General features: G+C 70.0%; 13 protein-coding genes. 7 read left to right on the top strand and 6 right to left on the bottom strand.

Annotated elements, in window-relative coordinates:
* Window positions 1-101 precede the first annotated feature (101 nt).
* The 3 genes from ABZS69_RS07130 (at window position 102) to ABZS69_RS07120 (ending at window position 4,168) form a co-directional block, all read left to right on the top strand.
* On the top strand, window positions 102-2,144 hold the full coding sequence (locus ABZS69_RS07130; RefSeq protein ID WP_355367872.1) for an APC family permease: 2,043 nt from the start codon (window positions 102-104) through the stop codon (window positions 2,142-2,144).
* A 30-nt stretch (window positions 2,145-2,174) separates the two neighbouring features.
* On the top strand, window positions 2,175-3,404 hold the full coding sequence (locus ABZS69_RS07125) for a class I SAM-dependent RNA methyltransferase (RefSeq protein WP_355368322.1): 1,230 nt from the start codon (window positions 2,175-2,177) through the stop codon (window positions 3,402-3,404).
* A gap of 317 nt (window positions 3,405-3,721) precedes the next feature.
* Complete coding sequence (locus ABZS69_RS07120) at window positions 3,722-4,168, top strand: hypothetical protein (RefSeq protein WP_355367869.1); 447 nt, start codon at window positions 3,722-3,724, stop codon at window positions 4,166-4,168.
* Window positions 4,169-4,248: 80 nt separating this feature from the next.
* Here the strand turns inward: ABZS69_RS07120 and ABZS69_RS07115 are convergent, their stop codons facing one another.
* Window positions 4,249-5,016 (bottom strand): GntR family transcriptional regulator, encoded by a 768-nt coding sequence (locus ABZS69_RS07115; RefSeq protein ID WP_355367866.1) that lies wholly within the window; start codon window positions 5,014-5,016, stop codon window positions 4,249-4,251.
* 215 nt (window positions 5,017-5,231) lie between these two features.
* Between ABZS69_RS07115 and ABZS69_RS07110 the strand changes: the two genes are divergently transcribed.
* The 3 genes from ABZS69_RS07110 to ABZS69_RS07100 all read left to right on the top strand — a co-directional run bounded on the left by ABZS69_RS07110 (window position 5,232) and on the right by ABZS69_RS07100 (window position 7,488).
* Window positions 5,232-6,248, top strand: coding sequence for a radical SAM protein (locus tag ABZS69_RS07110; RefSeq protein ID WP_355367863.1), 1,017 nt, complete (start codon window positions 5,232-5,234; stop codon window positions 6,246-6,248).
* On the top strand, window positions 6,245-6,934 hold the full coding sequence (locus tag ABZS69_RS07105) for a deoxynucleoside kinase (protein WP_355367860.1): 690 nt from the start codon (window positions 6,245-6,247) through the stop codon (window positions 6,932-6,934). Before ABZS69_RS07110 ends, ABZS69_RS07105 begins: the two co-directional genes overlap by 4 nt.
* A gap of 89 nt (window positions 6,935-7,023) precedes the next feature.
* A complete protein-coding gene (locus ABZS69_RS07100) occupies window positions 7,024-7,488 on the top strand; it encodes an NUDIX domain-containing protein (protein WP_355367857.1) in 465 nt (154 codons plus the stop codon).
* 240 nt (window positions 7,489-7,728) lie between these two features.
* Here ABZS69_RS07100 and ABZS69_RS07095 read toward each other — a convergent pair whose 3' ends face one another.
* The gene (locus ABZS69_RS07095; protein WP_355367854.1) at window positions 7,729-7,911 is read right to left on the bottom strand and encodes a hypothetical protein; all 183 of its coding nucleotides are present in this window, start codon (window positions 7,909-7,911) and stop codon (window positions 7,729-7,731) included.
* A gap of 412 nt (window positions 7,912-8,323) precedes the next feature.
* On the opposite strand from ABZS69_RS07095, the gene ABZS69_RS07090 reads away from it, so the two are divergent.
* The gene (locus tag ABZS69_RS07090) at window positions 8,324-9,046 is read left to right on the top strand and encodes a CAP domain-containing protein (RefSeq protein ID WP_355367851.1); all 723 of its coding nucleotides are present in this window, start codon (window positions 8,324-8,326) and stop codon (window positions 9,044-9,046) included.
* On the opposite strand, the gene mug is transcribed toward ABZS69_RS07090, so the two are convergent.
* From mug to ABZS69_RS07070, 4 genes are read right to left on the bottom strand one after another with little or no spacing between them, the layout of a single operon-like run.
* Window positions 9,016-9,531, bottom strand: coding sequence for a G/U mismatch-specific DNA glycosylase (gene mug / locus ABZS69_RS07085; protein ID WP_355367848.1), 516 nt, complete (start codon window positions 9,529-9,531; stop codon window positions 9,016-9,018). The genes ABZS69_RS07090 and mug overlap by 31 nt on opposite strands.
* Before the next feature lie 10 nt (window positions 9,532-9,541).
* Complete coding sequence (locus ABZS69_RS07080) at window positions 9,542-10,942, bottom strand: sugar porter family MFS transporter (RefSeq protein WP_355367845.1); 1,401 nt, start codon at window positions 10,940-10,942, stop codon at window positions 9,542-9,544.
* 49 nt (window positions 10,943-10,991) lie between these two features.
* Window positions 10,992-13,454, bottom strand: a complete 2,463-nt coding sequence (locus ABZS69_RS07075) for a polynucleotide kinase-phosphatase (RefSeq protein ID WP_355367842.1) — start codon at window positions 13,452-13,454, stop codon at window positions 10,992-10,994.
* Entirely contained in the window at window positions 13,438-14,913 is a 1,476-nt protein-coding gene (locus ABZS69_RS07070) for a 3' terminal RNA ribose 2'-O-methyltransferase Hen1 (protein ID WP_355367839.1), read from the bottom strand. The genes ABZS69_RS07075 and ABZS69_RS07070 overlap by 17 nt, the downstream gene beginning before the upstream one ends.
* Between the last annotated feature and the right edge of the window lie 29 nt (window positions 14,914-14,942).

The raw sequence follows: 14,942 nt of genomic DNA, 5'->3' as shown, positions 1-14,942 counted from the left end.
TCCCCCCGCACTTTCGCGGTCGGCCCATTGCTGGACACCAGTATGGCCCGAAGGGGGAGCGCCTCGTTTAAGCCCTCGGCATGGGGCTAGCATCTCGTTACGTGGCGAAGGTAACGGATCTTGTCAAACGCTTGCTCGTGGGGCGCGCCCTGCGTAGCGGGCAGCTTCACGAGCAACTCCTCCCAAAACGGATAGCACTGCCGGTTTTCGCGAGTGACGCGCTCTCTTCTGTGGCGTATGCGCCCCAGGAGATTCTGGTCATCCTGTCGTTGGCCGGCGTCTCCTTCTACACCTACAGTCCCTGGGTCGCGATCGCCGTCGTGGTCGTGATGCTCACCGTCGTGGCGTCGTACCGGCAGAACGTGCACGCCTATCCAAGCGGCGGCGGGGACTACGAGGTCGCGACCACGAACCTCGGCAAGAACGCCGGGCTCACCGTCGCCAGCGCGCTCATGGTCGACTACGTGCTGACCGTGGCGGTATCCGTCGCCAACGGCGTCGATTACGTAGGCGCCACAATCCCGTTCGTGGGCCAGCACAAGCCCGCCATCGCCATCGCCATCGTGATCCTCCTCACGGTGATCAACCTGCGCGGCATCCGCGAGTCCGGCGCCGCCTTCGCCGTCCCCACGTACGCGTTCATGATCGCCGTCCTGGCCCTGATCGCCTGGGGCGGGTTCCGGCTGCTGATACTGGGTGAGCCGCTCCAGGCGCCGAGCGCCCACTTCACCATCGAGGCCGAGCAGACCAACCTGACCACCTTCGCCGCCGCGTTCCTGATCCTGCGCGCGTTCTCCTCCGGCTGCGCCGCCCTGACGGGCGTCGAGGCCATCAGCAACGGCGTGCCCGCGTTCAGAAAGCCCAAGAGCAAGAACGCCGCCACCACGCTGCTGATGATGGGCCTGGTCGCGATCACCATGTTCGGCGGCATCATCGCGCTCGGCCTGGCATCCGGGGTGAAGATCGCCGAGCCGTCCGTGGTCGCCACCGACCTGCACCTGCCCAACGGCCAGCCCGTCGGCCCCGGCTACTACCAGCAGCCGATCATCTCCCAGGTGGCCGACGCGGTGTTCGGCGGCGGGTCGCTGCCGTTCGTGGTGATCTCGGCGGTGACCGCCCTGATCCTCTTCCTGGCCGCCAACACGGCCTTCAACGGCTTCCCGGTGCTCGGCTCCATCCTGGCGCAGGACCGCTACCTGCCCCGCCAGCTGCACACCCGCGGCGACCGGCTGGCCTTCTCCAACGGCATCATCATCCTCGCGCTCGGCGCGTGCCTGCTGCTGTGGGGGTTCCAGGCCGACGTCAGCCGCCTGCTGAACCTCTACATCGTCGGCGTCTTCGTCTCGTTCACGCTCAGCCAGACCGGCATGGTCATCCACTGGACCCGCCATCTGAAGACCGAGACCGACCCCAAGGTGCGCCACCAGATGCACCGCTCCCGCGTGATCAACTTCTTCGGCGGGATCATGACGGGGCTCGTGCTGGTGGTCGTGCTGCTGACGAAGTTCCTGGTCGGGGCGTGGATCGTGTGCATCGCGATGCCGATCCTGTTCCTCATGATGAAGGGCATCAGGCGCCACTACGACAAGGTGGCCGCCGAGCTGGAGATCAGCGAGGACTACGAGCCGGCCATGCTGCCCGCGCGCAACCACGCGATCGTGCTCGTCTCCAAGCTGCACAAGCCGACCATGCGCGCGCTGGCCTACGCCCGCGCCACCAGGCCGTCCACGCTGGAGGCGATCACGGTGGGCGTCGAGGGCGAGGACGCGCGCAGGCTGCAGGAGGAGTGGGAGCGGCGGGGCATCCCCGTGCCGCTCAAGATGCTGGACTCGCCGTACCGCGAGATCACGCAGCCCATCCTCGACTACGTCAAGACCCTGCGGCGGCGCTCGCCCCGCGACGTGGTGACCGTGTTCATCCCCGAGTACGTGGTCGGCCACTGGTGGGAGCACGCGCTGCACAACCAGAGCGCGCTCAGGCTGAAGGCGCGGCTGCTGTTCAAGCCGGGGGTCATGGTGACGAGCGTGCCCTGGCAGCTGCACTCCTCCGACCGGCTCAAGGGCAGGCCGGAGCCGTTCGCGCCGGGCGCGGTGCGCCGTCCCTGGGACCAGTCCGTCAAGGATGGGGAGCAGACTCGGGCATAGGGTGTCCCTGTGGAACAGGCATCTCTCGAGCTGACGGTAGGTCCGGTCGCCCATGGCGGCTGGTGTGTGGCGCGCCATGAAGGGCGCGTGGTGTTCGTACGGCATGCCTTGCCAGGGGAGCGGGTCATCGCCGACGTCACCGAGGAGACCGCCCGGTTCCTGCGGGCCGACGCCGTGGAGATCCTGGAGCCCTCGCCGGACCGCGTCGTCCCGCCCTGCCCGTACGCGGGCCCCGGGCGGTGCGGCGGGTGCGACTGGCAGCACGCGACCCTGGAGGCGCAGCGGCGGCTCAAGGCGCAGGTCGTGGCCGAGCAGCTGAAGCGGCTCGCGGGCCTGTCGCGCGAGGTCGTGGTGGAGGAGGTGCCCGGGGCCAAGGACGGGCTCGGCTGGCGCACCCGCGTCCAGTTCGCCGCCGGGCCCAGCGGTGAGCTGGGCTTCCGCCGGCACCGTTCGCACGACATCGAGGTCGTGGACGCCTGCCTGATCGCCCACCCGGAGGTGGAGGCGGTCGGGGCCGAGCAGCGCTCCTGGCCGGGCGCGGCCGGTGTCGAGGTCATCGCGTCCTCGTCCGGCGACAGGGCCGTGGTCGTCTCGCCGAGGCCGCGCCGCAGCGTCACCGTGCCCGAGCTCGACGCGCCCGCCTCGGTCCTCCTCGACCAGGGCAAGGGCCGTACGGTGCCGCGCCGCGGCTCCGGGGTGCTGCACGAGCAGGTCGGCGACCGGGGCTTCCGGGTGGCGGGCAGCGGCTTCTGGCAGGTGCACCCGGGCGCCGCGGAGACGCTGCTGGACGCGGTGCTGGCCTACGCGGCGCCGGAGCCGGGGGAGTGGGCGCTCGACCTCTACTGCGGGGTGGGGCTGTTCGCGGCCGGGCTGGCGGAGGCCGTGGGGCCCGAGGGGGCGGTGTTCGGGCTGGAGTCGGAGGCGGCCGCCGTCCGTGACGCCCGCGCCAACCTCCGCGACCTGCCGCAGGCCCGGGTGGAGCGGGGGCGGGTCGAGGAGGCGCTGGACCGCTTCCAGATCGAACGCACGGACCTCGTGGTGGTCGACCCGCCCCGTTCCGGGCTGGGGCGCGAGGTGGTGGAGCGGATCGCCTCCCTGGAGGCTCAGCGGATCGTGTACGTCTCCTGCGACCCGGCCACGCTGGCGCGGGACCTGGCCTGGCTGGCGGAGCTCGGTTACCCGCTCTCCGACCTGCGCGCCTTCGACGCCTTCCCGATGACCCACCACGTGGAGTGCGTGGCACTGCTGGTCAAGCAGTAGCTCGTGGCTCTGACCAGCAGAGGGACAACTAAATGAGTCTCAGGGCGTCTCCCGGATTCTCAAGATCATGACGCACGATCACGGAACGCCCCGTCACCGAAACGGTGATGGGGCGTGGTCGTCGTCGTCCGGCTCCGGGCCCACGAACGAGCCGAGATCGGGCCGGGTGTAGATCTTCCCCTCGTCTCGGAGGCCCTTGACGACCTTCCGGGCGGTGATCTCGGGCTCGGTCAGCGATCTGTACGGTGTGACGTGAACGAGTATTTGGGCTACCGGGCCCGTCAGCTCGTGGCGGCATGGGGAGCGTTGGCGTCGGTATGACGGGGCAGACAGCAAAGATCGAATCGCGTTGTGATGGTTGCGGGGGCACCCTGGTCCGCCAGGTGAATCAGTTCATCGACTGCGGGCAGCTGTGGTGGGATGCCGAGGCCTCCTGCGCGTCCTGCGGTGTTGGCTGGTGCGAGTACCCGGAGTCAGGCAAGCCGCCGGAAGCTGTCCGCAGTGCCCTGCTGACGGCGCATGGCCCAAGCCGACTGCGCGTGGTCGGTCCGGTGCCGAACCTGGTCTCGGTCCTAAAGGTTCTGCGGGAGGTCGGGGAGGTGCCACTTCCCCAGGCTCGTGAACTCGCCGACGAACTCACTCAGGCCGGCTTGGTCGGGACGCTGGCGGAGATGGAGTTTCTGCACGCCCGGCTGCGGAGCCGTGGCGTTGCAGCCGAGGTGAGGCCCGATGTCGGCCCGGAGGGTGGATGGACTCCCTCGTAGCCAGTCTTTGATCAATTCGCCAACAGTGTCTCCGCTTGGGGGAGACGGGGGCCGTTCTGCGTCCAGGACGGGGCCGCGGGTTACGAAGGGTCCACGGGGTAGCGGTAGCGCAGATTCCACTGGTACGTCGGCATGACGTAGGTGGTGACCTTGACGGCCTGGTCGCTCGCGGTCCACCCGATATGGAAGATCTCGTACACCCACTGATCTGGGATCATGCGAAGGAAGCGAGCTTCGTCAGGAGTGGGCGGCCGGATACTGATGTTCTCCTCGAGCTCGACCTGCGTGTACCCGAGTTCAGCCAGGCGGCTGCTGATCCCGCCGACTCCCGGGTCGAGTTCGGCTATCGGTGTCCCATCGGCGATGGAGCGTGGGATGTAGCTGATGGCGATCTGGATGGGGACGTCTTCGGCCTTCATCCGTCGCGCGCGGATGATGACACTGTCGGTGTCGGCGTCGACGCCCAGGACGTCGGCCACATCCGGTGGAGGGTGGCCGGGGCCGACCGTGTTGGCGGAGTTCAACTCGTAGCCGAACTGGGCGAGTTCGCTGGCCAGGGAGCCTCGAACGCCCCCGCGTTCGCGGTGGGCGCGGCTGTGCCGTACGGCGGCGTCGCGCAGCAGGGGCGGCAGCTTGTGGACGTAGGTCCCCACGCCCATGTGCACGTAGACCAGTCCTTCACCTTTCAAGATTCGCAAGGCTTTGTTCACGGTGGCCCTGTTCACGTGGAGCTCTTCGGCAAGCTGATCTTCGTTGGGGAGCAAAGAGCCGCGGGGGTAGACGCCCTCATGGATGGCCTGGCGGATGGTGTCCGCTACATCGCGATAGCCGCTTCCTGATGTGATCACGATCTCACCTTAGCGGAAGTATGTACTACACACTCATTGACCTCGCCTCGCTCGAGATCTATGAAGTACGTAGTACATATTTACCTGACCAGCAAGAACGACCGGCAGTCGGGCCTGCTGGAAGCCGATGGCTCGAAGGTGCGAGCCGCCACCGCCGCCCCAGCCCGGGCGGCCCTCAACCCCTGTCGGAGGACGACGTGCCTACCGATCTACCCATGCCACGATTCGCCGGAGGCGGCGCCGACTTCGCTCGCCGCGGCGGCCAGCTGCGCGTCTCGCTCACCCCGCGCTGCCAGTTGGGCTGCTGGTTTTGCCACAACGAAGGCGAAATCCCACCCAGAATCACCCACCACGACCGCACCATTCGGCCCCGTCGCCGGGCACTGGGCACCGACGATTTCCTGTCCGCGATCAACACGATGACCGCCGCCGGGATCAGCCGCGTCTTCTTCACCGGCGGTGAACCGCTGCTGTCCCCGCTCGCCCGCCCGATCCTTCAGGGCCTGGCCCAGCACCAGATGAGCGACTACACCACCACGCTGATCACCAACGGGCTCACGCTCACCAAGGACCTCGACTGGCTGGCGGCCACCGCACTGGACCGGATCAAGGTCTCGCTGCACTACTTCTCCGACACCTCCATCGCCACCATCGCCGAGGGCGAACCCGGCGACATCGCCAAGATCAAGGCCGGGATCGAGGCCGCCGTCGACGACATCCCGATCGTCGAGTTGAACCTGCTGCTGCAGGAGCAGAATGCCCACGAGGTGATGGACATCATCGCCTACGCCCGCGAACTCGGAACGGGCCTGCAGATCATCGAACTGGTCGACACCGACCACAACGCCGACCTTGGCGGCGTCAAGGTGGCTTCCGGTGACATCAGCGCCTACCTGCGCTCCATCGCCACCGCCGAGAAGGTGGTCACCTCCGGCACCGGGCAGGGCCGCCGCGTCTTCATCATCCCCGGTCGGCGCGGGGAGATGACCATCGAGGTCATCGACGCCTCCCTCGGCCGCCACCACGTCGGCCAGTGTGCCACCTGCCCCAAGACTGCGCAGTGCATCGAGGGGTTCTGGGCGCTGCGCCTGGACTCGGCCGGCGAGCTCAGCCCGTGCCTGCTCCGCCCCGATCTCCGCTTGGACGTCACCCCGTCCGCGCAGGACCCGGCCGGCCTGCTGGCGGCCGTCTCCGCCCACCTGGACGCCTTCACCGAAGGGACGCTGCAATGACCATCGCCGCCCCCCGCCCCAGCATCGGCAACCAGCTGCCCGCCGCCTACCAGCCAGCCGAGACGCCACGATCGGGCGTCTTCGTAGTCCTGGAAGGGATCAGCGGATCGGGCAAGTCCACACTCGCCCGGAACCTCGCCGAGCGCTTGGACTGCCGCTTCTTCCACACGGTGCCCGCCCCGGTGTCGGACCTACAGCCGTACATCAACGCCCGCGCCCAGGCGCTGCCGCAGCTGGCTTTCTACCTCGCCGGGGCGTTGCACGCCTCGGACCTGGCCCGGCAGGCGCTGGAGACAGGGCATGCGGTCGCCGACCGCTACGTCAACTCCGTCATTGCCAACCACTCCGCCGTGCACGGCCTGGACAACGCCACCGTCGAGGCGACCATCGCACCCTTCGTGGGCTACCTGGCCCAGCCGGACCTGACGGTCTACCTGCACACCGACCTGGACGAGCTGACCGCCCGGATGACCGTCAAGCCCGACCAGACTGCTTCCGACCGCGACCTGATCGCCGACCGCGCCCTGCTGCGACGGCTGCAGGAGCACTACGACCAGATCGCCGACAGCGACCCCACCGCGTACCACCTGCACACCGACGGCCGCACCCCGGAGCAGCTCGCCATCCACCTCGCCGACATGGTCCACGTGATGGCCGGCGTCCAGCAGCCTCGCACCGACACCTAGAAAGTCGTCCTGGCAGACAGACCCGTACTCCCTGTGTGGCCGCGTAGCGTGACACCCACGACGCATCGCCCACTGCGGGGAGCACGGCCATGGCCACACCATCCGAACCGTTCCGGCCCCACGTCGGCGTCCATCTGATCCTCATCGCGGCAGGCAAGGTCCTGCTGTTGCTGCGAGCCAACACCGGCTTCGCCGACGGTTCCTGGTCGGTACCCGGCGGCTGCCTCGACGCCGGCGAAACCCTGCCTGAGGGTGCGGCGCGTGAGGCCCGCGAAGAGCTCGGCATCGTCATCGACCCCGCAGATCTCACATTCGCGGGCCTGTGCCATCACGCCGACCCTGACGGCCAGGCCCGCATCGGCGTGTTCTTCGCGGCCACCCGCTGGGCAGGCGAGCCCACCAACGCCGAACCCGCCAAGTGCGACAAGATCGACTGGTTCGCGCTCGACGACCTTCCCGACGACGTCGTCACCTACATCCGTACCGGCATCGACGCGTACCGTCATGACCAGGCATTCAGCCTCGACGGCTGGCAGGCACAGCACATAGCTTGACGCCCCGCGGCGTCCGCGCTGGAGCACCTCAGGAGGCGTGGACACGACGAAACAGCCCCCGCCCTTCCGAGGAGAGCGGGGGCCGTCGTGCGATGCTCGACGTGCCCCTGGATCACCAGCGGACGACCGTAGTCGTCCCGCGGGTCAGCCGGCCGGGGTCACCTGCCGCTGGGACGTGAACCACGCCCGCGCGGACACGCCCGCGTCGAAGATCGGCTCCACGCCGTTCTGGGTCAACTCTCACTCGGGCGGGACCCGCACCACGTGGAGTGCGTGGCGCTGCTGGTCAAGCAGTGATTCGTCACCCCGGCCCGTCTCGCGGATGAGCCGGGGTCCCTCCTCCGCCCGCTGCACCGTCCGCCCGATGAGCCCCGTCCGCCCGATGAGCACCCGATGAGCCCCACCCGCCCCAATGGACGCCATCCGCCCGATGGGCCCCGTCTGCCCTTTGAACCCCCAAGCGATCCCCCGCGTATCTCCAGGTGGCTTCCACGGGAGCCATGGGCGCGCAAAGCCCGGCGAGGCCGGGGTTTCGGGTCCGCGCCGGCGGGGGCACTGACGCCTCAGGTGGCACTCTGGTTTACCCGAGTTGCGAGAATTATGTCGCAATTTAGTGACAAGTCGGTCTCGTTCCCGACAGAATGCCTTGCCATCCAGCGTCTATGGCAACTGGAGGGAATCCCCTATGCGTAGACCCATTGGGGTACTTGCCGGCCTTCTCGGCCTGGCGACGCTTTGCGCGCCGATCAGTGCGGCCGAGGCCGCTGCGCAGAGCTCGGCTGTGGCGGCGGCTTCGTGCCGCGTGAAAGTGGCCAAGCCCAGCCTCACCAACGCATTGAAGATCAAGTCATTCGCCACCCGTCGCAACTGCGACGACACCGCACTCCTGCGTATCCGCATCAAGCGCGCCGTCCCCGGCCCGGACCCCGTCGTCAAGAGCGGGGCCTCCAAGAACGGCCGCATCACCCTGACACTCGCCTGCAAACCGGGCACCTACTACGCGGTCGCCACCGACTACCGCGGCAGCACCTCCAAGTCCCGGGCCGTCCGGCTGACCTGCGACCCCGCCAGCACGCCGACGCCCTCTCCCAGCCCCACCGGCACGTCGACCCCGACCCCGACTCCGACCCTCACCGCGCCGCCTCCGGCGTCCGGCGGCGGGACGGTCGGCACGGCCGAGGAGAACGAGGTCCTCAGGCTGACCAACGCCGAGCGGGCCAAGGGCGGCTGCCAGCCGCTCAAGCACGACCCGCAGCTCCGCGCCGCCGCGTTCGGCCACTCCGACGACATGGCGAAACAGGGCTTCTTCGACCACACCTCCAAGGACGGCCGCAGCTTCATGGACCGCATCCGGGGGGCCGGCTTCAGCGGAGGCAACGCCTTCGCCGAGAACATCGCCTTCGGCCAGCCCTCCCCGGCCTCCGTGGTCGACGGCTGGATGAAGAGCGAGGGCCACCGGGCCAACATCATGAACTGCCGGTACAACCTGATCGGCGTCGGCGTGGCCAAGAACTCCCAGGGCCGGATCTACTGGACCCAGGACTTCGCGGCCAGGTAGGCGCGCAGTCGTCCCATCTCGTCGGCGATGGTGGCCAGGGTCCAGTGGGCGTTCAACCCGCTCGGGTTGGGCAGCACCCAGACCCTGGCCCCACCGACGAGCTCCTCCTGGGGGCCGATGCGGGCCTTGGACCGGGCGAAGGCCGTGCGGTACGCCGAGATCCCCAGCACCGCCAGGACCGCCGGCGCCGCGGCCGCCACCTTCGCGGCCAGGGCCAGGCCGCCCTCGGCCAGCTCCTCCTTGGTCAGCTCCGACGCCTTGGCGCTCGGGCGGGCGACGATGTTCGTGATGCCGAGCCCGTACGAGGGGAGCAGGTGCTGTTCGGCGGGGGCCAGCTGGCGCGGGGTGAAGCCGGACAGGTGCAGCGCGGGCCAGAAGCGGTTGCCGGGGCGGGCGAAGTGGTGGCCGGTGGCCTCGGACATGAGGCCGGGATTGATGCCGCAGAACAGCACGTCGAGCGAGGGGGCCAGGACATCGTCGATCACGTGCCGGAGACTAGCCCATCTCCTCGAGTCTGCGGCCCTTGGTCTCGCGTATCCGCCTGGCGACGAACAGGAACGACAGCACCGCGAAGAACGCGTAGACCGAGTAGGTGGCCGGCAGGTTCCAGGCCGCCATCGCCGGGAACGTCACCGTGACCGCCCAGTTCGCCAGCCACTGCGCCCCGGCGGAGACGCCCAGGGCGGCGGCGCGGATGCGGTTCGGGAACATCTCCCCCAGCAGCACCCAGACCACCACGCCCCAGGACAGGGCGAAGAACAGCACGAACACGTTGGCCGCCACGAGCGCGATCAGCCCCTGCGGGTCGGGCAGCGTGACCGTCTGCCCTGCCGGCCTGGCCGCGCTGAACGCCCACGCCGCCGTGGCCAGCGAGACCGCCATGCCCGCGGAGCCGATCAGGAGCAGCGGCCGGCGCCCGATCCTGTCCACCAGCGAGATCGCGATGAACGTGCCCACGATGTTGATGATCGAGCTGGAGAAGCTGATCAGCAGCGAGGCGCTCTGGTTGATGCCGACCGACTGCCACAGCACGGACGAGTAGTAGAAGATCACGTTGATGCCGACGAACTGCTGGAAGACCGACAGCCCGATCCCGATCCAGACGATCGGCAGCAGCCCGAGCGCGGGCCCGCGCAGGTCCTTCAGGCCCGGCACGCGCTGGGTGCGCAGCACGTGCTGGATCTCCGCGATGTGGGCCTCGATGTCCACGTCCTCGGGCTCGATCTCGGCCAGCACCTGGCGGGCCTTCCTGGTGCGCCCCGACATGATCAGGTAGCGCGGCGACTCGGGGATGATCAGCGCGAACATCAGGTAGAGCACGGCCGGCACGACGCAGGCGCCCAGCATCCACTGCCACGCCTGCAGGCCCCAGAGGGGGTTGTTCACGTTGCCGCCGGCCGCCTCGGCGATCAGGTAGTTGACGAGCTGCGAGACCGCGATGCCGAGCACGATCGCCAGCTGCTGGAACGAGCCCAGCCGGCCCCGGTAGGCGGGCGGGGCCACCTCGGCGATGTACGCGGGCCCGATCACCGACGCCATGCCGATCGCGAACCCCGCGATCACGCGCCAGAACGCGAGGTCCCAGATGGCGAACGGCAGCATCTGCCCGATCGAGCTGACCGCGAACAGCAGCGCCGCCACCTGCATCGTCCGCGTACGCCCCAGCCGGTCGGCCAGCCCGCCGCCCGCCCACGCCCCCACGGCCGACCCGAGCAGCGCGATGGCCACCACGAACCCGATCTCGACCGGCCCCACGTGGAAGTACTTCCGGATGCCGACGACGGCGCCGTTGATGACGGCGCTGTCGTAGCCGAACAGGAACCCGCCGATCGCGGCGGCCGCCGCGATGAAGACGACGTGGCCGAGGTGCTCATGGTGGGCGTGCTTGGTAGCCATGCAGGTCCTTCCCCGTGGTGGGGGACATACCCGCAGGTCATACCGTTAGTCAGAGCCGCGGGTCCACGGGCTCCGACTCCAGGGCGAGCACCGCGAAGACCGGCTCGTGCACGCGCCAGGCCGCCTCGCCGTCCGCCAGCCGCGACAGCGCCTCCAGCCCCAGCGCGTACTCGCGCAGCGCCATCGAACGCTTCTTGCCCAGAAAGCGCCGGCGCAGCACGTCGAGCGACTCGGTGTAGTCGGGGCCGTAGATGATGCGCAGGTATTCGCGCCCGCGCACCTTCACCCCCGGCTGCACCCGGCCGGGCGCGTACGCGGCGGGCTTGACCACCATGCCCTCGCCGCCCGCCGCCGTCAGCGACTCCCACCACTCGGTCGCCGAAGCCCTCGACTCAGGCGAGTCGAGCGTGACGGAGACGTGCCGGGTGCGGGTGATCAGCGGCGAGTCGAGCAGCGCCAGCGTGGACAGGTGCCAGGCGTGCGGCTCCAGCGCCGTGGCCCGCCCCTTGCAGGCCAGGATCTGGAACGGCGCCAGCCGGATGCCGTCGAGACCGTCGACCGGCCAGCAGTAGCGGGCATAGGCGTCGCGGAACAGGGCAGCGTTGCCGGAGCGGCGCCGGGTGCGGGTCAGCAGTCCGCCCACATCCAGTCCCCGCCCGGCCGCCGCTTCCAGGGCCGCGACCGCCTCGGGCAGCGCGGCGCGGGCGGCCGCGCCGACGGAGGCGTACTGCGACCTGATCAGCCCGCCCGCCTTCGCCGACCAGGGCAGCAGCTCGCAGTCGAGCACCACCCAGTCGGAGTCCAGCTCCGCCCAGAGCGGCTCGCACGCCTCGCGCAACCGCGTCACCAGCGGCGCCGTGTCGTCGAAGAACGGCCGCCCGGTGCGCGTGTAGACGGCGCCCGTGCCGCCGTCCGTCACGCCGAACCTCTCCGCCGCCGCCTCGGGCGTCCTGGCCAGCACGGCCACGGCCCGCGAGCCCATGTGCTTCTCCTCGCACACGACCTCGCGCACCCCGGCGGCGGCGAACTCCTCGAATGCCTCGTGCGGGTGCTCAAGGTAGCCGTCGAGCCTGGACGTCTCCGGCGGCGCCATGGTGGGTGGCAGGTAGACCAGCCAGCGCGGGTCCACCGCGAACCGGCTCATGACCTCCAGGGCCGCGGCCGCGTTCTCCTCCAGGACCTTGACCCTGGTGCCGAACCTGGTCTCGACGTGCCGGGTGCCGGTCACGTCGTTGATGTCCAGCATGCCGGGGTCGCGGGCCGAGCCGGTGCCGAGGGGCTTGGCCGGCTCGTACCACACCTTCTCCGCCGGGACCTGGACGATCTGCCGCTCCGGGTAGCGCAGCGCGGTCAGGTGGCCGCCGAAGACGCAGCCGGTGTCGAGGCAGATCGTGTTGTTCACCCACTCGGGGCGGACCGTGGGGGTGTGGCCGTAGACGACCATCGCCCGGCCCCGGTATTCGTCGGCCCACGGGTAGCGGACGGGCAGGCCGTACTCGTCGGTCTCGCCGGTCGTGTCGCCGTACAGGGCGAACGCGCGCACCCGGCCCGAGGCGCGGCCGTGGTAGGCCTCCTTCAGGCCCGCGTGCGCGACCACGAGCCGGCCGCCGTCGAGCCGGTAGTGGCTGAGCAGGCCGTCCATGAACGTCCTGGCCCGCTCCACGAACTCCGGCTCCTGCTCCGCGAGCTGGTCGAGCGACTCCCGCAGGCCGTGCGCGACCGTGACCTTGCGGCCGTTGAGCGCGCGCACCAGCTTCTGCTCGTGGTTGCCGGCCACGCAGACGGCGGTGCCGGCCTCGACCATGTCCATCACCAGGCGCAGCACGCCGGGGGTGTCGGGCCCGCGGTCGACCAGGTCGCCGACGAACACCGCCGTGCGCCCCTCCGGGTGCGTGAGCCCCTCCCAGCCGAGCCGGCGCAGCAGCGTCTCCAGCTCCGAGCGGCAGCCGTGGACGTCGCCGATGATGTCGAACGGTCCGGTCAGCTCGGTCCTGTCGGACCAGGCCTTCTCGTACGTGACCACCGCGCCGTCGACCTCGTCGAGGCCGCGCAGCACGTGGACCCGCCTGAACCCGTCGTTGGAGATCCTGCTCAGCGAGCGCCGCAGCTCCTTGCGCTGGCGGATCACCACGCCGGGGCCGAAGTCGCGGTCGGGCCGGGTGGCGTTGCGCTCGATGGCCACCTCCTCGGGCACGTCGAGCACGATCGCGTCGCACAGCACGTCGTGCTTCCTGGCCAGGTCGATGAGGGCCTTGCGGGCCGCGTACTGGACGTTGGTGGCGTCGACCACGGTGAGCAGGCCCCTGGCCAGCCGCACGCCGACGATGTGGTGCAGCAGGTCGAACGCCGCGGGCGTGGCCGACTGGTCGTTCTCGTCGTCGGAGACCAGGCCCCGGCAGAAGTCGGAGGAGATGACCTGCGTGGGCTTGAAGTGCTTCCCGGCGAACGTCGACTTGCCGCTGCCCGAGACGCCGACGAGCACCACCAGCGAGAGCTCAGGAACGCTGATCACGGGTGAACACTCCCATCTGGGTCGGCGGACCCACCTCGGGGTCGTCGTCGCCGACCGGTTCGAAGGCGACCTGGTAGCCGTACTCGCCGGCGACCCTGGTGGCCCAGGCGGCGAACTCGGCGCGGGTCCACTCGAAGCGGTGGTCGGGGTGGCGCAGGCCGGTCAGGAACTCGTAGCGGACGTTGTGCTCGATGTTGGGGGTGGTGACGAGCACGTGGCCGGGCCTGGCGCGGCCGAACACGACGCGTTCGAGCGCGGTCAGGCGCGGCGGGTCGACGTGCTCGATCACCTCCATGAGCACCGCGGCGTCGTAGCCGGACAGCCGCTTGTCGGTGTAGGTGAGCGCGCCCTGGAACAGGGTGAGCCTGGCGCGCTTGCTGTCGGGCATGCGGTCCAGGCGCAGCTTGCGGGCGGCGATGGTGAGCGCCATCGGCGAGACGTCCATGCCGCCGACCTTGGCGAACCTGGGCGTGGCCAGCAGCGCGCCGACCAGCTCGCCCTGGCCGCAGCCCAGGTCGATCACGCTGACCGCGCCGAGCTCCGCCAGCTTGGCCAGCACCGCCTCGCGCCGCCGGAGGTTGAGCGGCTTGGCCTTGGGCGCCGCCTCCTCCTGGGGAGCGTCGCCCTGGGCCTCGGCCTCGGCGGCGGCCGCCTCGTCGGCCGCGGTCTCCCCGGCGGGCGCGTCCTCCTCGACCGCGGGCTCCAGCTCCTCCTCGGTCTCGTCGCCCAGCTCGGCCAGGCGCGCGAGCGCCGTACGGGCCAGCGCCCAGCGCCGCCCCAGGTAACGCCGGGTGATCAGGCCGCGTTCCGGGTGCCCGTGCAGCCAGCCCTCGCCCGCTCTGATCAGCTTGTCGACCTCGTCGGGCGCGATCCAGTAGTGCTTGCCGTCGTCGAGCACCGGCAGCAGCACGTACAGGTGGTTGAGCGCGTCGGCCAGGCGCGCCGTGCCGCGCAGGGTGAGCCGGACATAGCGCGAATCGCCCCACTCGGGGAAGCCCTCGTCGAGCGGCACCGCCCGCGCGTCCACCTCCCACCCGAGCGGCTCGAACAGCCGGGCGGCCAGCTCGGGGCCGCCCCGGCAGGGCAGCGCGGGCAGCCGCAGCTCCAGCGGCAGCGGCGTGCCCGGCAGCTCGGGCCTGGCCGCGCAGCGGCCCGCCCGCGCGGTGCGGAACACGTCGGCCAGCGCCACGGCCAGCAGCGAGGAGGCCGCGTAGGGGCGGTCGTTGACGTACTGCGAGAGGCTGAAGTCGGGCGAGCTCTTGCCGCGCGACCTGACCAGCGCGATCGGATCCACCTCGAGCAGGAGCGCCGCCGTGCAGCGCTCCTCGTCCGCCTCGGGATAGAACACCGTCGCCGTGCCGAACGACCGGCTGAACTCCTGCACGCGCTCGGGATGCTTGTGCAGGAGGAAGCCCAGGTCAGTGGCGGGTCTCGCGGTGGTCGTGATCGTCAGCAGCACGCCCCAAGTCTGCCGTACCGTCGCGAAGC

The organism is Nonomuraea sp. NPDC005650, assembly GCF_040605375.1.
Classification (GTDB): Bacteria; Actinomycetota; Actinomycetes; order Streptosporangiales; family Streptosporangiaceae; genus Nonomuraea.
This window is presented reverse-complemented; position numbering and strand designations above follow the sequence as displayed.